Origin of the sequence: Pseudomonas fuscovaginae SE-1, assembly GCF_000364705.1 — a bacterium.
Lineage (GTDB): Bacteria > Pseudomonadota > Gammaproteobacteria > Pseudomonadales > Pseudomonadaceae > Aquipseudomonas > Aquipseudomonas fuscovaginae_A.
Map to the genome: position 1 here is coordinate 26,554 of NZ_AQOH01000211.1, position 18,621 is coordinate 45,174.

General features: G+C 64.0%; 20 protein-coding genes and 1 pseudogene. 11 read left to right on the plus strand and 10 right to left on the minus strand.

Features of this window, described 5'->3' with window-relative positions; genetic code table 11:
- Positions 1 to 3: 3 nt before the first annotated feature.
- The 3 genes from K675_RS0119045 to K675_RS0119055 all read right to left on the minus strand — a co-directional run bounded on the left by K675_RS0119045 (position 4) and on the right by K675_RS0119055 (position 1,998).
- The gene (locus K675_RS0119045) at positions 4 to 696 is read right to left on the minus strand and encodes a hypothetical protein (protein WP_017905080.1); all 693 of its coding nucleotides are present in this window, start codon (positions 694 to 696) and stop codon (positions 4 to 6) included.
- Complete coding sequence (locus K675_RS32420; RefSeq protein ID WP_080635371.1) at positions 693 to 1,322, minus strand: PilL N-terminal domain-containing protein; 630 nt, start codon at positions 1,320 to 1,322, stop codon at positions 693 to 695. The genes K675_RS0119045 and K675_RS32420 overlap by 4 nt, the downstream gene beginning before the upstream one ends.
- Positions 1,323 to 1,554: 232 nt before the next feature.
- Entirely contained in the window at positions 1,555 to 1,998 is a 444-nt protein-coding gene (locus tag K675_RS0119055; RefSeq protein WP_017905082.1) for a helix-turn-helix domain-containing protein, read from the minus strand.
- Positions 1,999 to 2,016: 18 nt separating this feature from the next.
- Here K675_RS0119055 and K675_RS0119060 point away from each other — a divergent pair, with 18 nt between their 5' ends.
- A complete protein-coding gene (locus K675_RS0119060; RefSeq protein ID WP_332308414.1) occupies positions 2,017 to 3,297 on the plus strand; it encodes an MFS transporter in 1,281 nt (426 codons plus the stop codon).
- A gap of 59 nt (positions 3,298 to 3,356) precedes the next feature.
- Here K675_RS0119060 and K675_RS0119065 read toward each other — a convergent pair whose 3' ends face one another.
- A complete protein-coding gene (locus K675_RS0119065; protein ID WP_232434450.1) occupies positions 3,357 to 4,187 on the minus strand; it encodes a DMT family transporter in 831 nt (276 codons plus the stop codon).
- Positions 4,188 to 4,216: 29 nt separating this feature from the next.
- Entirely contained in the window at positions 4,217 to 5,101 is an 885-nt protein-coding gene (locus K675_RS0119070; protein WP_026145343.1) for a MurR/RpiR family transcriptional regulator, read from the minus strand.
- An 86-nt stretch (positions 5,102 to 5,187) separates the two neighbouring features.
- Here K675_RS0119070 and K675_RS0119075 point away from each other — a divergent pair, with 86 nt between their 5' ends.
- On the plus strand, positions 5,188 to 6,084 hold the full coding sequence (locus tag K675_RS0119075; RefSeq protein WP_020481070.1) for an oxidoreductase: 897 nt from the start codon (positions 5,188 to 5,190) through the stop codon (positions 6,082 to 6,084).
- Positions 6,085 to 6,427: 343 nt separating this feature from the next.
- Here K675_RS0119075 and K675_RS0119080 read toward each other — a convergent pair whose 3' ends face one another.
- Positions 6,428 to 6,643 (minus strand): hypothetical protein, encoded by a 216-nt coding sequence (locus K675_RS0119080; RefSeq protein ID WP_017905087.1) that lies wholly within the window; start codon positions 6,641 to 6,643, stop codon positions 6,428 to 6,430.
- Positions 6,644 to 7,521: 878 nt separating this feature from the next.
- Here K675_RS0119080 and K675_RS34215 point away from each other — a divergent pair.
- The 9 genes from K675_RS34215 to K675_RS0119125 are packed head-to-tail and all read left to right on the plus strand — an operon-like array spanning position 7,522 to position 15,619.
- Positions 7,522 to 8,187, plus strand: coding sequence for a methyl-accepting chemotaxis protein (locus K675_RS34215; RefSeq protein WP_420066345.1), 666 nt, complete (start codon positions 7,522 to 7,524; stop codon positions 8,185 to 8,187).
- Positions 8,188 to 8,199: 12 nt separating this feature from the next.
- A complete protein-coding gene (locus K675_RS0119090) occupies positions 8,200 to 8,568 on the plus strand; it encodes a response regulator (RefSeq protein WP_017905089.1) in 369 nt (122 codons plus the stop codon).
- A gap of 23 nt (positions 8,569 to 8,591) precedes the next feature.
- Positions 8,592 to 8,879: an STAS domain-containing protein gene (locus K675_RS0119095; protein WP_017905090.1), complete on the plus strand. Its 288-nt coding sequence runs from the start codon at positions 8,592 to 8,594 to the stop codon at positions 8,877 to 8,879.
- 42 nt (positions 8,880 to 8,921) lie between these two features.
- Complete coding sequence (locus K675_RS0119100) at positions 8,922 to 10,967, plus strand: chemotaxis protein CheA (RefSeq protein ID WP_017905091.1); 2,046 nt, start codon at positions 8,922 to 8,924, stop codon at positions 10,965 to 10,967.
- Positions 10,968 to 10,995: 28 nt separating this feature from the next.
- Positions 10,996 to 12,651: a methyl-accepting chemotaxis protein gene (locus tag K675_RS0119105; protein ID WP_017905092.1), complete on the plus strand. Its 1,656-nt coding sequence runs from the start codon at positions 10,996 to 10,998 to the stop codon at positions 12,649 to 12,651.
- Between the two features lie 35 nt (positions 12,652 to 12,686).
- Positions 12,687 to 13,226 (plus strand): chemotaxis protein CheW, encoded by a 540-nt coding sequence (locus K675_RS0119110; protein ID WP_017905093.1) that lies wholly within the window; start codon positions 12,687 to 12,689, stop codon positions 13,224 to 13,226.
- A gap of 9 nt (positions 13,227 to 13,235) precedes the next feature.
- A complete protein-coding gene (locus K675_RS0119115) occupies positions 13,236 to 14,045 on the plus strand; it encodes a CheR family methyltransferase (protein WP_017905094.1) in 810 nt (269 codons plus the stop codon).
- The gene (gene cheD, locus K675_RS0119120) at positions 14,042 to 14,533 is read left to right on the plus strand and encodes a chemoreceptor glutamine deamidase CheD (protein WP_026145345.1); all 492 of its coding nucleotides are present in this window, start codon (positions 14,042 to 14,044) and stop codon (positions 14,531 to 14,533) included. The genes K675_RS0119115 and cheD overlap by 4 nt, the downstream gene beginning before the upstream one ends.
- 3 nt (positions 14,534 to 14,536) lie before the next feature.
- Positions 14,537 to 15,619, plus strand: a complete 1,083-nt coding sequence (locus K675_RS0119125) for a protein-glutamate methylesterase/protein-glutamine glutaminase (protein WP_026145346.1) — start codon at positions 14,537 to 14,539, stop codon at positions 15,617 to 15,619.
- Positions 15,620 to 15,717: 98 nt separating this feature from the next.
- On the opposite strand, the gene K675_RS0119130 is transcribed toward K675_RS0119125, so the two are convergent.
- The 4 genes and pseudogenes from K675_RS0119130 to K675_RS32425 form a co-directional block, all read right to left on the minus strand.
- Positions 15,718 to 16,794 (minus strand): protein-glutamate methylesterase/protein-glutamine glutaminase, encoded by a 1,077-nt coding sequence (locus tag K675_RS0119130; protein ID WP_017905097.1) that lies wholly within the window; start codon positions 16,792 to 16,794, stop codon positions 15,718 to 15,720.
- Positions 16,795 to 16,869: 75 nt separating this feature from the next.
- A complete protein-coding gene (locus K675_RS0119135) occupies positions 16,870 to 17,679 on the minus strand; it encodes a CheR family methyltransferase (protein WP_017905098.1) in 810 nt (269 codons plus the stop codon).
- Positions 17,680 to 17,691: 12 nt separating this feature from the next.
- Positions 17,692 to 18,225 (minus strand): chemotaxis protein CheW, encoded by a 534-nt coding sequence (locus tag K675_RS0119140; protein WP_017905099.1) that lies wholly within the window; start codon positions 18,223 to 18,225, stop codon positions 17,692 to 17,694.
- Between the two features lie 55 nt (positions 18,226 to 18,280).
- A pseudogene (locus K675_RS32425) lies at positions 18,281 to 18,621 on the minus strand (methyl-accepting chemotaxis protein); the annotation flags it as partial.

Sequence of the window (18,621 nt, forward strand, 5' to 3'; positions counted from 1 at the left end):
TCCTCAAGGCGCCGATGTTGAAGTGACAGTACCGTCCGGTCTTACCCAGCGGGCCTGTGCGACATCCAGCGCGCTCAGGCTCCAGCCCTGGAACTGCATGCCGGGGCGTAGCAAATGCACGTCCTTGAGCAGGTATTGGCCAGTCGGGGCCACTGCCAGAAATAGCTCGCTTGCACGTGACTCAAGGCCGACGAGGGTGAAGGGGGGGCGAGTCGGTTTGCGTGGGGCGGGCTTTTGGGGTTGGGCTTTGGCGCGGGGTGCAGGGGCAGCGGAGGCACCCGATACAGCCGCAGAATCTGAGGCCAGCGAGCAGCCGGAGGAACATTTCTCCAGAGTGGCCTTGAGCACCAGCATGGCGGCTTCGGTGTGTTTCACTTGGGTGGCTATGGCGGCAAGGCCTGAGGTGAGGCTCTCGACGGTATCGGCAGTGGTTTCGAGTACGGTCAGCCGCTTGAGGATTGATTGCTCGGTGCGTTGGAAATCTTCTTTAAGGACATCGTTCAATGGCCGCACGCGTTCCAGTTCGGTTTCAACGGTTTGCAATTGCGCCTGCAGAGCCTGCACCTGAACGGCCGAGGGCTGCGACCTCACCAGCGCATCGAGCGTCGAGAGTCTGCCGACGAAGAATGCCGAACAGCCCACCCACAGCACCGCGGCGGCCCCCAGAATCATCGTCTGCCGAGAGGGGCGCCTCATGGCCGATCTCCTGCTGGCGAAGGCACCGGGAATGTGACCGCATTCACCGAGGTGGGCGCCGCCACCGTCGGCAAACGCACCCTGTCGTCACTGTGCGCCGCAAAGCAGACACGCCGGGCACGTTCGTCGACCTCCATCTGCCAGGCGGGGCCCGCCAATGCCAGGAGGGCATTACGGATACTGATGGGCCCCAGACGATAGTGCGCGGCGGGCAGCGGGTGCGCGTACAGCCCTTGCACACCGTCTGTTCCAGAGCCAATTCCCGCACACAACTGATACCCCGACCGGCGAAGGACGTAGTTCATCGCGTCATGGACGGTGGGATTCACCTGATCGGGGATGCGGATATCGATCACCTGGTTCAGCAGGTCCAGTTGATCGGCGCGAGGGGACGTATTGGCCAGGGTGTACCGCCCGACCCGAAGTGCGGGCGAGAGGCCAGGTTGTAATCGGCGGACTGGGTCGTGGGACGATAGCGCTGGTGCTGACCGCGCCGCTTGTGCTGGTGGCGACGGGGAGACTGGGGCATCGGGCCCTGAGGCGATACACCCGCCAAGGGTGACCGCCGTCAGTGGGAGGGCGATGGTTAAAATACCGGCCAATGGCCGGGTGGTGCAAACAAGCATGCAGGTGTCCTCACGCAGTGGTGAGGACACGGTTGCAAATCGGCGCAGATTTCGCTGCCAGGAAACTGGATTGGAAGGGAGTGCTTTTCAGGTGGAGAAGGGCGATCGTGGAACAAAAAATGGCGTGTCCAGGCCTGAGCGGCACAGCGCGGCTGCCCCGATGTGCCGCTACGTCGGCTGGTCGGATGCGGGCGCTGGCCGGTCGGGCAGGCACGCACGGAGTCGGTGACCATCAGGCCCGTGCCAAGCTTCGGGCGACCTCTTTCTTCTTCGCATGCTTGATATCGCGCTTGCCGCTCATCTCTATCAGTCGCCGGAACGTGGGGCATTCCAGGTGCGACGGAGCCGGGCAGTCGGCAACGTGGCGGAGGGTGTCGCGCAGTGCCGTCAGTTCGCGGATCTGGCGGTCGATCGCGTCCGCCTTGTGATGGAGCAGCGGACGCGAGAGAGCCGGCAGGCGATCCTTGCCGAACATGCCGGCAATCTCTTCCAGCGAGAAGCCCGCGGATTTGCCCATCGAAATCAGCTTGAGTTGCAACAGCACCTCGGGTGAAAACTGCCTGCGCAGTCCATGCCGTGCGATGGACGCGATCAGCCCGGTTTCTTCGTAATAGCGTAGTGCCGAGGGCTTGACCCCGCTCTTGGCCGACACCTCTCCAATATCCAGAAGTTTCATGCTTGACCTCAAGTCGACTTGAAGTTGCAAGCTACGCCCAATCTGAAATTCTGGAAAGAGGACAAGCGGATGAAGCTGGCGCAATCGCTCCCACCGACCCGAACACAAACGGGCATCACGTTCACACTGGCCTTGTCGATGCTGCTGACCTCGCTCGGCACCAGTATCGCCAACATCGCTCTGCCCACGTTGGCCGAAGTGTTTTCGGCACCCTTTGCCCAGGTGCAGTCGGTGGTCGTCGCCTATCTGGCGACCCTGACAATCTCCGTGGTGATCGCCGGTCGGCTGGGAGACCGCCACGGGCTTAAACCGATGCTCATGGTGGGGTTGACGGTATTCGGCATTGCCTCGGTACTGTGCGGTGTCGCGCCCAACCTGTGGCTGCTGATCGGCGCGAGGGCGCTCCAGGGGATCGGCGCCGCCTTCCTGATGACGCTCGCCATGGCGTTGATGCGCCAGACGGCCAGTGAGGCGCGCATGGGGCGTGCCATGGGCCTGCTCGGTACCGTCTCGGCGCTCGGCACGGCCCTCGGCCCCTCATTCGGCGGGCTCTTGATCGAGGTCGCCGGATGGCGCGGTATCTTCTGGGTCCAATTTCCGCTGGCGGGTATCGCCTTGACTCTGGCTGCCGTGACGCTGCCGGGCGGCACCGGCAGGGGCGCTACCCCTTCTGCAAGCGTGTGGTCGGTGTTGGGCTGGCGCCTGATGCCTAACCTGCTGGTCAATGGTTTGGTGGCCGCCGTGATGATGACGACGCTGGTGGTGGGGCCTTTTTATCTGGGCTTCGGTCTGGGTCTGAAAGCGGCTCAGGTCGGCTTCGTCATGGCCATCGGCCCCGTGATCTCGATCTTCAGCGGGGTTCCGTCGGGACGTCTCGTTGATGCGTGGGGCAATGGCCGGGCACGGGTGGTGGGATTGATCCTGTTGGCCGCGGGGGCTTTCATGCTCACATTTTTGCCGGACATGATCGGCGTTGCGGGCTACCTGATCTCCCTTATCATCCTGACGCCGGGCTACCAGCTTTTTCAGGCGGCCAACAACACCACCACATTGGCAGACGTGCCCAAGGATCGGCACGGCACCGTGTCGGGGCTGCTCAGCCTGTCGCGCAATGTCGGCCTGATCGCGGGGGCATCCGTGATGGGGACTGTCTTTTCGTTCGGTGTCGGAACGCAAGCGTTCGCTCAAGCCAGCGCTTCGGCGATCGCCTCAGGAATGCGCCTGACCTTCATGCTGGCTGGCGTGATGATGATCTGCTCGATCATGATCACCGTCGGTCGTGCATTCCGTCGCTCATGAGTTGCTGGCGCTGATACAGACCGGGGTGCAGATGTGGGCAAGGCATCGTCGGGCTTGCATCAAAGGCTGATCGCCACGATCCCGGCCAGCACGATCGCTGCCCCGGTGACGCGGCGCGCGAGGTGGCCCTCACGAAAGAGCCAGTACGCGAGGAAAGAGCCGATGACAATGGATGACTCGCGCAAAGGCGCGACAAGGGCCACCGGCGCGCTCAGCATGGCCGTGAGAACGAGGACGTAGGCCAGCGGTGAGAGTATGGCGACGATGAGGATCGGCACCGCGTCGGCACGCAGGACGGCAGGGATCCGCTGCCGGCGGCGCAGCGCGATGGGGGTCAGCAGCAGGCTTTGCAGCAGCAGTGTGCCGGCGTAATAGCTCAGCGGCGCCAGGTGCCACGAGGTGACCGAATAGCTGTCCCAGAGGGTGTAGCAGGCAATGGTGGCACCTGTCGCTGCGCCCCAGAGCACTCCCGGTAGCGGAGAGTTGCCTGCGCGTCTGAAGAGGTTGCCGACAACGACGAGTATGCCCGCGACGATGAGCAGCGCTCCGAACATCGCCACTGCGGTGAGCCGTTCCCCCAGCAGGAGAACCGCGAACAGCATCGTCAGCATGGGCCCTGTGCCGCGGGCGACAGAATAGACCACCCCCAACTCTGCGCGCGCGTAACCGGCCTGCAGGATAAGGGAGTAGGCGATGTGCAATGCCGCCGAGACGGCGGAACCGACCACGAGTCGCCAGTCGGGCGCCTGCTCGCCCTTGACCATGAGCGCAATCCCAATCGGCACGCAGAGCAGCGCCGAGGCGCAGGTATAGGCCCAGACGAATAGATAGGTGTCTTCGCGCTTGTATTTGGAGGCGATGTTCCACAGCGCATGAGCGGCCGCAGCCATGAGGACGAGTCCGACATTACCGGGACTCATCAGTCGATATCGGGCAGGTCGATGCCTGCCCGCTCTGCCCGACGGCTCCGCTCGGGATCGCGCAGGGCAATGCCCGCGACCAATGCGTCAATGACCACGAGTTGGGCCAGCCTGCTTCCTGCGGCGGCCATCTGCGCCGGCAGTGGCGCACCGCCGACCACCAGCGCGATATCCGCGAGGGTCGCCAGGGGCGTGCCGTACTGGTTGGTGATGGCGATGAGCGAGGCCCCGGCAGAGGCCGCCGCATCGGCGATAGCGAGCGTGGATGAGGTGCGTCCGGTCGAACTGACGACGATGACGACATCTCCCGGGCCCAGGAGGCGCGTGGCGATCATCGCCGACAGGTGGTCCGGGATGCTGATGGTGGTGATGCCGACTGCGCGCAGGCGGAAAAAGGCGTCGGCGGCGACCGTGGAAGAGGGGCCGGCTCCGAATGCTATCACCTGGCGCCCAGACAGGAGCATATTGACGGCCTTGTCGAGCGCCGCGGGTTCGATGGCTCCGGCGAGTGCGGTCAGGGCATCGGTGCCGGCGCGGATGGACGTTTCCAGCACGGCGGCCGATGTCGCGTCCGCGGCGAGTGCCTCGGGCGGGGCGAAGAACCTGGTGGTGCCGCGGGCACGGGCGATCTCTATCTTGAGTTCGGTGAACCCGCCGAACCCGATCGCCCGTACCGCGCGAATCACGCTCGGCGGCGATACGCCAGCACGGGCGGCAACCTGTGCAGTCGTGCTTGCACCGACGAACAAAGGGTCGGCGAGCAGCACCGCGACGACCTTCGCCTCGCTGGCGGCGAGACCGCCACTGCGCGCCTGAATGCTTCCGATCAATTGCCCCAATCGTTCGGTGTCGACTGTAATGTAATTACCATTATGTTCATTCATAGGTAATAGGTTACAGTTTTACGGTTGACCGCACAATCAGCGCATGAGCCGCTGCCCGGCTTCGAACTCGAAGGAGTCCGTATTCAATGAATGCAACAGGTCAAACAAGCGTCGCTGTCCTGGGGCCCGGTGCGATCGGTACCACGATCGCCGCTACGCTGCATGAAGTGGGTCGCACACCGTTGCTGTGTGGCCGCACGCCCCACGACAGCCTGACGCTGCACGATGGCGATCGGCTTATCGTCGTGCCCGGTCCGGTCCGGACGGATCCGGCACCGATGCAGCGAACGGTCGACCTGGTCTTTCTTGCCGTCAAGACGACTCAAACGGCGGCGGCTGCACAATGGCTTGCGGCATTGAGCGGTCCGCAAACCGTCGTGTGTGTTCTGCAGAATGGGGTCGAGCAGTTGGAGAGCGTCATGCCGCATTGCTCACAGGCATGCGTCGTTCCCGCTGTCGTGTGGTTCCCTGCCCAGGCGCAATCCGACGGTTCGGTCCGCTTGCGCGGCGACGTGCGCATCAGCCTGCCTGACGCACCGGCTTCCGGCGTGGTGGCACGGGCGCTGCAAGGCACCCGGTGCGCGGTGGACCTGGCCTCGGACTTCAAATCTCTGGCCTGGCGCAAGCTGATGCAGAACGCGGCGGCCGGACTCATGGCACTCACGCATCGTCGGCTGGGCATGTTCGCCCGGTCCGACATTGCCAGGCTTGCCCTGGACTATCTGCGCGAGTGCCTTGCCGTGGCTCGCGCCGAAGGGGCCGAACTGGGCGATGAGGTGCCACAGGAAATTCTCGAGCAGTTCCAGGCCTCCCCCGCCGACATGAGCACTTCCATCCTCACCGATCGTGAAGCCGGTCGGCCACTCGAATGGGATATCCGCAACGGTATCATCGCGCGTCGCGGCCGGGCCCGAGGCGTTCCGACGCCCATCAGCGATGTGTTGGTACCGCTGCTCGCCGCCGCGAGTGACGGCCCCGGCTGATCCAGCGGCACGGGCTCATCGTTGATAAGGCTGCCGCCCTCGCTGCCTGGCGCGGCCCGTGGATCGCCGTTCATTGCGGCGCTCCCGATTCCCTGACGCAAGCCTCGACAACGGCCGGCTCGAAACGGGGAAAGATTTATTTTCAATGAGCCAACTGCCGTGGGGAAACACGTCGACCCGTTCGCGTAGGCGGGAGTTGATGGGTCTTATCAGGTGTTCAGCCCCGGAGGGTCATAGTCCGCCTCCAATCCTCGAACGCTTCGCGATCTGCTGGATTTTCGGTCGACTTCGCCGGTTGACCGGTCATATCTTAAGGTCTGGAATTATGGACACAGGTACCTGGCTAGTTCACCGCCGTCTTGACCACCAGGCGCCAGTGCACGCCAACTTTCTGGTCCGAGTGCCGGTGCTGGTTCCGGGGAGGGAAGTGGTCACCCTTGCGGGCGGTCAGCTCCTTGCCGCAGCCGGTACAGAGATAGATGCCGGAGACCGGTACGGTCGCGTCGAATTCGTAACTCAGATTCCACTCGTCCGAGTCACCCATGAGTGCCATGGCCATCTTTCGATCCCTCACCTGATGATGGTTGACCGGATAACGCTACTACAGCCTGAGTCGAGCCGGTTACTGGCATTCTGTCCATGCTGGATGCCCTGACAGGACATTCGCTCGGTCGGCTGGCCGATGCCGCGACGACCCCATGGGCGCCGTTTTCCTGCCCTTGGCCGTCGCGGTCGCAAAGCGCGATTCCGTATCCGGGTTCAGCCGACCGTGCCATCTATCGGTCATAAACCGGACGGAAGGTAGAGGGAACAATCTAAAGTTGAGGCATATCTCACAGATAACTCCTATGTTGTCTACATCGGCAGTGATATTCAAGGATCGAACTCATGACTCCACCTCAGTCCAGCCTTGGTTCCGTTTCGGGTCATCCGCGTTTTCGCTGGTTCGCGTTCATTCCGGTGGTACCTGCCGTCAGCTGGATACTGCTGCAATCGACGTCCCCGGCCAACCTGGCGGCTTGCGCGGTGCTGGTGCTGATCGGGTTCGGGGCCTGTGCCTGGAGTGCCGGCTCTTTGCGCGAGGTGATGCGTCGTTCCAGTGCCCCGGGCCTGGCTGAGCAGGGCGGCACCCAAGCCGAGCTAGACCTTCTGGCCTCGCGGGCGCGGCTCGATGAGGTGTTGCTCGGTGCCATGCCGATCTGGGCCAAGCAGGTGGAAAGCTCGCGCCAGCAGACCGAAGAAGCCATTGTCAGCCTGGTCAATCGTTTCAGTGGCATCGCCACACGCCTGGAGGAAACGGTGCAGGCTTCGCAGCAGGCTGCCGGCGAACTGGATGGGCAGGCGGCGGACGGCGCGCTCAAGGTCCTGGCACGCAGCGACAGCGAACTGAGCCAGGTGATCGACTCGCTCAAGGCCACCCAGACCAGCCGTGACCAGATGCTCGGCCAGGTGCGCGGGCTCACGGCCTACACCGGCGAGTTGCGCACCATGGCCGCCGACGTCGCGGCGATTGCCGCGCAAACCAACCTGTTGGCCCTGAACGCCGCCATCGAAGCGGCCCGTGCCGGTGAAGCCGGCCGCGGCTTTGCCGTGGTGGCCGATGCGGTGCGCAATCTGTCGAGCAAGTCGAGCGAAACCGGCCAGCAGATGTCGGCCAAGGTCGACATCATCAATAACGCCATCACCCAACTGGTGGAGGCCGCATCCAGCAGTGCCGACCAGGACAGCCATTCGGTCGGCGAGTCCGAGCAGAGCATTCAACTCGTACTCGAGCGCTTCCAGAACATCACCGGGCGGCTGGCCGACTCCGCCGACCTGCTCAAGCAGGAAAGCTACGGGATTCGCGACGAGTTGACCGATGTGCTGGTCAACCTGCAGTTCCAGGACCGGGTCAGCCAGATACTCAGTCACGTGCGCGACAACATCAACGCCTTGCACGACCACCTGTTGCAGGTCAGCGAGTCGCCGGACCGTGCCGAGAGCATCGATGTCCGGCAATGGCTGGCGCGCATGGAGTCGACCTACGCCACCGACGAGCAGCGGCGCACCCACCATGGCGCGGTCGCCACCCACCAGACTTCACAAGACATCACCTTTTTCTAGGAGCCCATCATCATGGCGAAGAATGTATTAGTGGTCGACGATTCCAGCAGTGTGCGGCAGGTGGTCGGCATTGCCCTGAAGGGGGCCGGTTACGACGTGATCGAGGCGAGCGATGGCAAGGACGCGCTGAGCAAGCTCACCGGGCAGAAGGTGCACCTGATCATCAGCGACGTGAACATGCCGAACATGGACGGCATCACCTTCGTCAAGGAGGTGAAGAAACTGGCCAACTACAAGTTCACGCCTATCATCATGCTGACCACGGAGTCGCAGGAGTCGAAGAAGGCCGAAGGCCAGGCCGCAGGGGCCAAGGCCTGGGTGGTCAAGCCGTTCCAGCCGGCCCAGATGCTGGCGGCGGTTTCCAAACTGATCCTGCCCTGATACCCGGACACCAGGAGATTGCCATGTCCGTCACCCGTGAAACTGTCGACGACACGCTCCGTGTCGGCATTGACGGCGAGCTGACGATCTACACCGTCGCCGAGCTGGCGGCCGCGCTGTTGCCGCAGATGGGAGTGGCGCCACGTCTGGAACTGGACCTGTCGCAGGTGACCGAGATGGACGGCGCCGGGCTGCAGTTGCTGGCGGTGATAGAGCGTGAAGCAGGCCTGGCCGGCACGGCACTGAGCCTGACCGGCAAGAGCCAGACGGTCACGCAAACGCTTCAACTCTGTCGCAGCGGCGCCCTGTAGCCGGCGCCGCGACCGTTTATTGATCGACAAGGAACGTCCCAGGTGAGCATCAATCTCGATCAGGCACAGCAGACCTTCATTGTGGAGGCGCGGGAACTGTTGCAGGCCATGGAGCAATCCCTGCTGCAACTGGAAAACGAGCCCGGCGACCAGGACGCGATCGGCGCGATTTTCCGCGCTGCGCACACCATCAAGGGCTCTGCCGGACTGTTCGGCCTGACGCCTATCGTCAGCTTTACCCATATCGTCGAGGATGTGCTCGACCGTCTGCGCGATGACAGCGTGGCGGTGGACGCCGCACTGATCGCGGTGTTGCTCAAGTGCGGCGACCATATGCTCGAACTGATCGAAGTGGTCGCCAATCGTGGCGAAGCGCTCGGGCCGGCCGCGCTGGAGAGGGAGGCGGCCTTGCGGGCGGCGCTCAGTGTCTACCAGGCGCCTGCCGAGGCCGGCGACGGCGTTGAAGCCGCCGCTGCCGAGGCCGATCCGGACACCTGGGACGAGGTGTTGTGGCACCTCTCCCTGCGCTTTGGCGTGGACGTGTTCCGCAATGGCATGGACCCGCTGTCGTTCCTGCGCTACCTCGAAACCCTGGGACAGATGGTCCAGGTGACCACCCTGACCGATAGCCTCCCGGCCCTGGAAAGCTGGGATCCGGAAAGCTGTTACCTGGGTTTCGAAATCGACCTGCGTTCGAGCGCCAGCCATGCCACCCTCAATGAAGTCTTCGACTTCGTGCGTGACGAGTGCGAAGTGCACATCAGCGCGGTCGAATCCGCCCCAGGCAGCGACGCGGGCCAGAGCACCGACCTGGTGACGCTGCCGGAGCCACCGGCCGCGATGGCCGCCGCGCAGCGGTTGCCGTCGACCAGCGAAGCCAAACCCCGGGATGGCAACTATGTGCGGGTCAATGCCGACAAGCTCGACGAGTTGATCAGCCTGGTCGGCGAGCTGGTGATCGCCAGCGCCGGCGCGAGCCTGCTGGCCCGCTCCTGCGACAACGACTCCCTGCAGGAGGCCACGTCGAGCGTGTCCGGGTTGGTGGAGGAGATCCTCGATGGCGCGCTGCACCTGCGCATGATCCCGATCGGCGACACGTTCAATCGCTTCCGGCGTGTGGTGCGCGATGTCAGCCAGGAGCTGGGCAAGGACATCGAGCTGATCATCAATGGCGCGGAAACCGAGCTGGACAAGACGGTGGTGGAGAAGATCGGCGATCCGCTCATGCACCTGCTGCGCAATGCCATGGACCATGGCATCGAAAGTGCCGAGGCCCGGCGTGCCGCCGGCAAGCCGGGCAAGGGCCACCTGAGCCTCAATGCCTATCACGATTCGGGAAGCATCGTCATCGAGATCGCCGACGACGGCGCCGGCCTGAACCGCGAGCGCATCCTGGCCAAGGCCCAGGAACGCGGGCTGGTCGCCAGTGGCGCGGTGCTCACCGACCAGGAAATCTACAACCTGATCTTCGAAGCCGGTTTCTCCACGGCCGAGGCGGTGACCAATCTGTCCGGGCGTGGCGTGGGCATGGACGTGGTCAAGCGCAATATCTCGCTGTTGCGCGGCACGGTCGACCTGGACAGCCGTCCCGGCCAGGGCACCGTGGTGCGCATTCGCCTGCCGCTGACCCTGGCGATCATCAATGGCTTCCTGGTGGGCATCGACCACGCGACTTACGTGATTCCGCTGGACATGGTCCAGGAATGCATCGAGCTGGACGAACACCAGCGCCAGTCCAGTCGTGACCGCGGGTATCTGGGGCTGCGCGGCGAGGTGCTGCCGCTGGTGGACCTGCGCGATCACTTCCGGCACGAAGGTCCCGCCGCCAGGCGGCAGAACGTGGTGGTAGTGCGCTATGCCGAACACAAGGCCGGCCTGGTGGTGGACGAACTGCTCGGCGAGTTCCAGATCGTGATCAAACCCCTGGGCAAGCTTTTCGGCGCACTGCGTGGCATCAGCGGCTCGACCATCCTGGGCAGCGGCGCGGTGGCCCTGATCCTGGACATACCGGCGCTGCTCAACCAAATCGTGCAACTGGAAGCCCGCAAGGCCCAGACCCCGCAATCGTCTCCTGTCGTTGGTCGCTGACGTATTTGCATTCCATGGAGGTTCCCCGATGAAATGGTTTTACAATCTCAAGATTTCCATCAAGCTGATCAGCTCGTTCCTGGTGGTCCTGGCGCTGACCGCGGCCATGGGAGCCTTCGCCATCATCCAGCTTGGCAGTGTCAACCAGGCGGCCCAGGAGATCCGGGGCAACTGGATGCCTTCCATGCGTGCGGCGTCCGGCATGCGCTTTTTTGCGGCCAACTATCGCCTGAAGGAAAACCGTCACCTCTCCACTGAGGTCGCCGAGGAAAAGGCCCAGGCGGAGCGCGAGGCCGTCGAGGCGCGCCAGCAGTTCGAAACCCGGCTCGACACCTACGAGAAACTGCTCTCGAACGACGAAGACCGTGAGCTTCTCGATAGCGTCAAGAGCGCCTGGAGCACTTACCTGGTGGGCAGCCAGAAACTCTTCGAACTGTCCCGGCAGAATGAGGAGGCCCAGGCGCGTGGGGTGCTGCGCGGCGAGTCCAAGGTGCATTTTGACGAGCTGACCAGCCGGTTGCAGAAAATGATCGAGCTCAACGACGCGGGTGCCACGGCGGCGGGTGACAGGGGCTCGGCGTTGTACGAGAGCTCGCGCCTGTCGATCGTCTCGGCCCTGATCGTCGCGCTGGTGGTCGGCCTGGGGCTGGCACTGCTCATCGCCCGCATCATCTCGCGACCCTTGCGCCATGCCGCGGCCGCCGCCGAACAACTGGCCGATGGCAACCTCAACGCACATATCGAGCCGGGCGCGAAGGACGAGACCGGCATGGTGCTCAACGCCATGCGTAACATGGTCGGCAAGCTGGCGCAGATCATCGGCGAGGTGCGCAACGCCGCCGACAACCTGGCCAGTGCCTCGGAGCAGGTCAGCGCCACCGCGCAGTCGATGAGCCAGGCCACCAGCGAGCAGGCGGCCAGCGTCGAGGAAACCAGTGCCTCGGTGGAGCAGATGAGCGCCAGCATCAACCAGAACACCGAGAACGCCAAGGTCACCGACGGCATGGCCAGCAAGGCCGCCAAGGAGGCCACCGAAGGCGGCGACTCGGTGCAGCAGACCGTGGTGGCGATGAAGAAAATCGCCCAGCGCATCAGCATCATCGATGACATCGCCTATCAGACCAATCTGCTCGCACTCAACGCCGCCATCGAGGCGGCGCGTGCCGGCGAGCACGGCAAGGGCTTCGCGGTCGTGGCGGCCGAGGTGCGCAAACTGGCCGAGCGCAGCCAAGTGGCCGCCCAGGAAATCGGCGAACTGTCCTCCAGCAGCGTGGAGATGGCCGAGAAGGCCGGCAAGCTGCTCGACGAGATGGTTCCGTCGATCACCAAGACCTCCGACCTGGTGCAGGAGATCAGCGCCGCCTCCGAAGAACAGGCCGCGGGTGTCTCGCAGATCAACATGGCGATGACCCAGCTCAACCAGGTCACCCAGCAGAATGCTTCGAGCAGCGAGGAACTGGCCGCCACCGCAGAGGAAATGAGCAGCCAGGCCGAGCAGTTGCAGCTGGCCATGAGCTTCTTCGTCCTCGATGCCACGCCCAAGGCCGTATCCGGTCGCGGCGTGGAGGGCGTCGGCGGCAAGCCTGATCGCCCGGCACCACGCCCGGTGGCACCGGCCTCGCGCAAGGCGTTCGCCCAGGAAACGACAGGTGCGTTGGACGAATCGGAATTCACCCGCTTCTGATTCCAGGATCGGTGCGGGCTCAAAGGGAGAACGACATGGGTACAGTCATGACGACCCGTCAAACCACGGTCGCGACAAGTGAGGATGCGCAATACCTGACCTTCATTCTCGGCGGCGAGATGTTCGCCCTCGGCATTCTGGGCATCAAGGAAATCATCGAGTACGGCAGCCTGACCGTGGTGCCGATGATGCCGGCCTTCGTGCGTGGCGTGATCAACCTGCGCGGCGCCGTGGTGCCGGTGGTTGACCTGTCGGCCCGCTTTGGCCGGGCAACCTCGACGATCACCCGGCGTTCCTGCGTCATCATCATCGAGGCCCGCAGCGAAGAGGGTGAGCCCCAGGACATCGGGCTGCTGGTGGATACGGTTTCCGCGGTGCAGGAAATACCGGCCGACCAGATCGAGCCGCCGCCCAACTTCGGTGCCCGGATTCGCGCCGATTTCATCAGCGGCATGGCCAAGGTCGACGGCAAGTTCGTGATCGTGCTGGCCGTGGACAAGGTGTTGTCCATTGACGAAATGTCCAGCCTCGCCGAGGTCGCCCAGGCGCCGGGGCTCGACCTGGACGTGCGTTAAGGTTCGAACATGTCAGACACTGCTTCTCTGGATGATCGTGAGTTCGGCCAGTTCCAATCCTGGTTGTACCGTGCGGCCGGTATCAATCTGTCGATAGCCAAGAAGGCGCTGGTGGCCGGGCGCCTGTTCAAACGCCTCAAGCACTTCGAACTGGAGAGCTACGGGGAGTACTTCAAGCTGATCATGAGCGATCAGCACAAGGGCGAGCGGCAGGTCGCGCTGGACCTGCTGACCACCAATGAAACCTATTTTTTCCGCGAACCCAAGCACTTCGACTTCCTGCGCCAACAGGTCCTGCCCAGGGCCGTGCCAGGCAAGGTGTTTCGCGTGTGGAGCGCGGCCAGCTCCTCCGGCGAGGAACCCTACAGCCTGGCCATGACCCTGGCCGAACACCTGGGCACCACGCCCTGGGAGGTCGTCGGATCGGATATCAGCACCCAGGTGCTGGCCCGTGCGCGCACCGGGCATTACCCCATGGAGCGCGCCGGTACCTTGCCCACGCCGCTGCTGACCAAGTACTGCCTCAAGGGCGTCGGTCGCCAGGAGGGCACCTTCCTGATCGACAAGCCGCTGCGCAACCGGGTCAGTTTCGTCCAGGTCAACCTCAACGACAATCTGCCCGAGCTGGGCGAGTTCGAGGTGATTTTCCTGCGCAACGTCATGATCTACTTTGACCAGAAGACCAAGAGCCAAGTGGTGGCCCGCCTGCTGCCGCGCCTGAAGTCCGGTGGTTACTTCATCATCAGCCATTCGGAAAGCCTCCACGGCGTGAATGACACGCTCAAGCTGGTGGCTCCGTCGATTTATCGAAAACCATGAAAAAGCCCGTAGATGTGAGTGAAGTGATATTGGCGCCAGGGCAGGTCAGTTTTGCCTCCCGGACGACGCGCCTGCGGACCTTGCTGGGGTCGTGCGTGGCGTTCACGTTCTGGCACCCGCAACGGCTGATCGGCGGCATGTGCCATTTCATGCTGCCAGCACGCTTGCGCCGCGACCAGTGCCTGGACGGCCGATATGCCGATGAGGCGGTCGAGCTGCTGTTGCGTCACGCCCGCGCCCACGGCACCACGCCGCAGGATTATCAGGTCAAGCTGTTCGGCGGTGGCGAGATGTTTCCCGAGCAGCGCCGCGCCGTGTCGACGCAGGACGTGGCGCGTCTGAATATCCGCGCGGCGCTGGAACTGGCCGAGCAGCATCGGTTGCATCTGGCTGCCCAGGACATGGGCAGTACCGGCTACCGCACGATCATGTTCGACCTGTGGAACGGCAACGTCTGGGTCCGGCACCAACCAATGGGAACCCTCTAGAGCATGCCTAACAGAAAAATCAGTGTGTTGCTGGTCGATGATTCGGCCGTGGTGCGGCAGGTGCTGCTGACGATCCTCAACGACACGCCGGACATCCAGGTCATGGGAGCCGCCTCCGACCCGATTTTCGCCATGGAAAAGCTCACCCGGCAATGGCCGGATGTGATCGTGCTGGATGTGGAAATGCCGCGCATGGACGGCATCACCTTCCTGCGCAAGATCATGAGCGAACGGCCGACGCCAGTGGTGATCTGTTCGTCCCTGACCCAGAAGGGGGCGGAAACTTCCCTGCAGGCGCTGTCGGCCGGTGCCGTGGAGATCATCACCAAGCCGACCACCGGTTTGAAGAGCTTCCTGATCGACTCGGCGGGCGAACTGGTCGCGGCGATTCGCGCGGCGGCGAACGCCAACGTCAGGAACCTGGGCAAGCGCAGCGCTCCGGCAGCGCCCGCGCCGATCCCCCCCAGCAGGCTCACGGCGGACGCCATTCTGCCTGCCGCCACCGGTCACGCCATGGCCCAGACCACCGAGCGTATCGTCGCCATCGGCACTTCCACCGGCGGTACCCAGGCCCTGGAAACCGTACTGACAGCGTTGCCGAGAGTGTGCCCGGGCATGGTGGTGGTGCAACACATGCCGGAAAAATTCACCGCGTCCTTCGCCGAGCGCCTCAATAGCCTGTGCCAGATCGAAGTGCGCGAAGCCCGCAACAACGACCGTATCCTGCCCGGCCTGGCGCTGATCGCCCCGGGCGGCAAGCACCTGATGGTGACCCGCAGCGGTGCCTTCTATCATGCCCAGGTCATCGACGGCCCGCTGGTCAACCGCCATCGCCCGTCGGTGGATGTGTTGTTTCGTTCCGTGGCCAAGTTCGCCGGCAAGAACGCCACCGGCATCATCATGACCGGCATGGGCGACGACGGGGCGCGGGGCCTCAAGGAAATGCTCGACGCCGGCGCCACGACGGTGGCCCAGGATGAGGCCAGCTGCGTGGTATTCGGGATGCCCAAGGAAGCCATCAAGCTCAATGCCGCGCAGCGGATCATGGCCTTGCAGGACATCCACCAGGCGATTCTGCACAAGTGAACGGGCCGTCGTGAGGGCGGGCGCGCCTCACCCCTGGCAGTGTTCAGCGTCCCTGCCGGGCAGGGACGCTGATCTTTACGCGGCGCCGGCCTGTGAACTCAGGCACGGTTACCCTTCAGGATATAGGCCGGGATCTGCTCCAGGGGGATCTCCCGGTGCACCGCGTCCAGCTTTCGGGCTTCCTTGGGCATGCCATAGACCACGCAGGACGCTTCGTCCTGACCGAGGGTGTAGGCACCGGCGTCGTACATCTCCCGCAGCCCGCGCGCGCCGTCGTCGCCCATGCCGGTCATGATGATGCCGGTGGCATTGGCGCCGGCGGAACGGGCAACGGAGCGGAACAGGACATCGACGGAGGGTTTATGTCGGGATACCGGAGGGCCGTCGACGATATCCACCACATACTGTGCGCCGCTTCGTTTGAGCAGCATGTGGCGGCCGCCGGGGGCGATCAGCGCGCGGCCGGGCACCACACGGTCACCGTGGCGCGCCTCGCGCACTTCGATCTGGCACAGACTGTCCAGGCGTGCCGCAAAGGCGGCGGTGAATTTCTCCGGCATGTGCTGGACGATGACGATACCGGCACAGACCCGGGGCAGAGCGGTGAGCACGTATTCCAGGGCCTGGGTGCCACCGGTGGAAGTGCCGAGGGCGACGATGCGTTCGGTCGTGCGGGTCATGGCCGCCGCACCATTGTCGGGCAGGATCGCGTCGGCTGTGAGTTTGGGGGGGACGGTGGCCGGGGTGGGCGCGTTAATGGCAATTCGCTTCAGGCTCGCCTGGGACGCCGCCTTGATGGCCGTTACCAGCTCTTCGGTGGCATCGACCAGGAACTGGCGCAGGTTGCCCTGGGGCTTGGTGACGATGGCGACCGCGCCGGCCGCCAGGGCCTCCATGGTGGTGGCGGCGCCCTTTTCGGTCAGGGTCGAGCAGATCACCACCGGCGTGGGCCGTTCGGCCATCAGCTTCTTCAGAAAGGAAATGCCGTCCATGCGCGGCATTTCCACATCCAGCACCAGCACGTCCGGCCAGTTCCGGTTCATCCGCTCCAGAGCGAACAGCGGGTCGGCGGCGGCACCGATCACCTCGATGCCGTTGTGGCCTGACAGGCTGGCGGTCAGTACCTGGCGCACGACGGCCGAGTCGTCAACGATCATCACCTTGATGTTCTTCATGATGAGCGGTCCTCGTCATGCCGACTGGCAACTTGTTGAGGATGGGGCTGGCGCAGGGTGATGCTGTCCTTGGGCTCACGCATGGGACCTCCGGTAGATCGAAGGACGTACGGACTGCAGCTCATCGCTGATGCCGTTGAGGCTCTCCGAATGACTGATCAGCAAGTAACCGCCCGGACGCAGGCGCGCGCGTAAGCGCTGCACCACCTGGCGCTTGGTGTCGGCGTCGAAGTAGATCATCACGTTGCGCAGGAAGATCACGTCGAATGTACCGACTTCCGGCAGCCTGTCGTTGAGGTTGATCTGGCGGAACTGCACGCGCTGCTTCAGCGCCGGTTCCAGGGTGAACAGGCCCTCGTTGCGTCCGGTGCCCTGCAGGCAGAAGCGCTGGCGCAGCTCGCCTGGAATGCCTTTGGCATCCTCCAGGGGGTAGAGACCGGCGCGGGCCTTGTCCAGGATGCGGGTGCTGATATCCGAGGCCAGGATTTCCCAGGGCCGGCTGCGAACCGTGTCGGCCAACAGCAGGGCCAGGGTGTAGGGTTCTTCTCCGCTGGAGCAGGCCGCACTCCAGATACGCAACGGACCGCTGCCACGTTGCAGCTCAGTGCTCAGTTTTTCGCGCAGAAAGTCGAAATGCTTGGGCTCGCGGAAGAAGTAGGTCTCATTGGTGGTGAGCAGGTCGACCGCAATCTGCAACTCGTCCTTGTCTTTCATCAACAAGCGGTAGTAGTCGCCGTAGCTGCCCAGGCCAAAGTGGCGAAGGCGCTTGCTCAGCCGACCGGCGATCAACTGGCGCTTGGCCTCGGACATGGCGATGCCGGCGATTTCGTGGATCATGGCACGGAACTGGTGGAATTCGGGGGTGGAGAGGCTGAGGTCGATCATGGCGAACTCCCGTCAGGCAGACAGCGGCATGTTGCCGGCCTGGCCGGCCTCGGCCAGACGCTGCAGGTCATCCAGGGACAGCACCCGGCCGATGTCCAGCATCACCACCAGGCGGCCATCGAGCTTGGCCATGCCGTGGATGAAGTCGGTGCGGATGTGGGCGCCGAAGCTGGGAGCGGGCTCCATGTCCTGGGTATCGATCTCGATGACGGCGTTGACCGCCTCGACGACGATGCCCATCACCTGGTGCAGGTCGTCACGTTCCACCTCCAGGATCACGATGCAACTGCGCCGGTTGAGGGTGGTCTGTCCGGCACCGAAGCGCTGGCGCAGATCCATGATCGGTACCACGCCGCCGCGCAGATTGAGCACCCCGAGCACACACGACGGCATCATGGGGACGGGGGTCAGGCTGGTGCACTCGATGATTTCGCGCACGCTGCGGGTGCCGACGGCGAAGACTTCCCCGGCCAGGGTGAAGGTCAGGTACTGCTGGGGGGCATCCGGCAGGGCGGCGTCGCCGCAGCGGCTGAGGAAGCTGGACATGCTGCGCTCCTGGGGGCACGGGCGGGTGCCCCGGTCACGGGATCGAAAGGTTGGATCAATGCTGGAAACGGACGAACCCGGCGGGAACGGTGTCGTCGAACATGTCGTCATCACGGGTTTCCACGCCGCGGCGGGGGGCCTTGCGGATCACGCCGACCTTGCCTTTGGCTACGGCTTCATGGCTGGCCTTGCTCGAGGAGCCGACCTTGAAGAAGTCCATCAGCTGTTGCAGTTGCTCGGCCTGACCGCTCATCTCCTCGGCGGTGGCGGCCAGTTCCTCGGAGGAGGAGGCCGACTGCTGGGTGATCTCGCTCAACTGACTCATGGCGGTGTTGATCTGGCTGACACCGGTGGTCTGCTCTTCCGAGGCGGCGGCGATCTCCTGCACCAGGTCGG

Bases quoted from the DNA above. Each gene is read 5' to 3' on its own strand.
- K675_RS0119090 (WP_017905089.1), top strand. From the start codon at position 8,200: ATGGCGAAGAATGTATTAGTGGTCGACGATTCCAGCAGTGTGCGGCAG.
- K675_RS0119065 (WP_232434450.1), bottom strand. From the start codon at position 4,187: ATGGCTGCGGCCGCTCATGCGCTGTGGAACATCGCCTCCAAATACAAG.
- K675_RS0119110 (WP_017905093.1), top strand. From the start codon at position 12,687: ATGGGTACAGTCATGACGACCCGTCAAACCACGGTCGCGACAAGTGAG.
- K675_RS0119080 (WP_017905087.1), bottom strand. From the start codon at position 6,643: ATGGCCATGGCACTCATGGGTGACTCGGACGAGTGGAATCTGAGTTAC.
- K675_RS0119095 (WP_017905090.1), top strand. From the start codon at position 8,592: ATGTCCGTCACCCGTGAAACTGTCGACGACACGCTCCGTGTCGGCATT.
- cheD (WP_026145345.1), top strand. From the start codon at position 14,042: ATGAAAAAGCCCGTAGATGTGAGTGAAGTGATATTGGCGCCAGGGCAG.
- K675_RS0119045 (WP_017905080.1), bottom strand. From the start codon at position 696: ATGAGGCGCCCCTCTCGGCAGACGATGATTCTGGGGGCCGCCGCGGTG.
- K675_RS0119105 (WP_017905092.1), top strand. From the start codon at position 10,996: ATGAAATGGTTTTACAATCTCAAGATTTCCATCAAGCTGATCAGCTCG.
- K675_RS0119125 (WP_026145346.1), top strand. From the start codon at position 14,537: ATGCCTAACAGAAAAATCAGTGTGTTGCTGGTCGATGATTCGGCCGTG.
- K675_RS0119130 (WP_017905097.1), bottom strand. From the start codon at position 16,794: ATGAAGAACATCAAGGTGATGATCGTTGACGACTCGGCCGTCGTGCGC.
- K675_RS0119140 (WP_017905099.1), bottom strand. From the start codon at position 18,225: ATGTCCAGCTTCCTCAGCCGCTGCGGCGACGCCGCCCTGCCGGATGCC.
- K675_RS0119115 (WP_017905094.1), top strand. From the start codon at position 13,236: ATGTCAGACACTGCTTCTCTGGATGATCGTGAGTTCGGCCAGTTCCAA.
- K675_RS0119075 (WP_020481070.1), top strand. From the start codon at position 5,188: ATGAATGCAACAGGTCAAACAAGCGTCGCTGTCCTGGGGCCCGGTGCG.
- K675_RS32420 (WP_080635371.1), bottom strand. From the start codon at position 1,322: ATGCTTGTTTGCACCACCCGGCCATTGGCCGGTATTTTAACCATCGCC.
- K675_RS0119055 (WP_017905082.1), bottom strand. From the start codon at position 1,998: ATGAAACTTCTGGATATTGGAGAGGTGTCGGCCAAGAGCGGGGTCAAG.
- K675_RS34215 (WP_420066345.1), top strand. From the start codon at position 7,522: ATGCTCGGCCAGGTGCGCGGGCTCACGGCCTACACCGGCGAGTTGCGC.
- K675_RS0119135 (WP_017905098.1), bottom strand. From the start codon at position 17,679: ATGATCGACCTCAGCCTCTCCACCCCCGAATTCCACCAGTTCCGTGCC.
- K675_RS0119070 (WP_026145343.1), bottom strand. From the start codon at position 5,101: ATGAATGAACATAATGGTAATTACATTACAGTCGACACCGAACGATTG.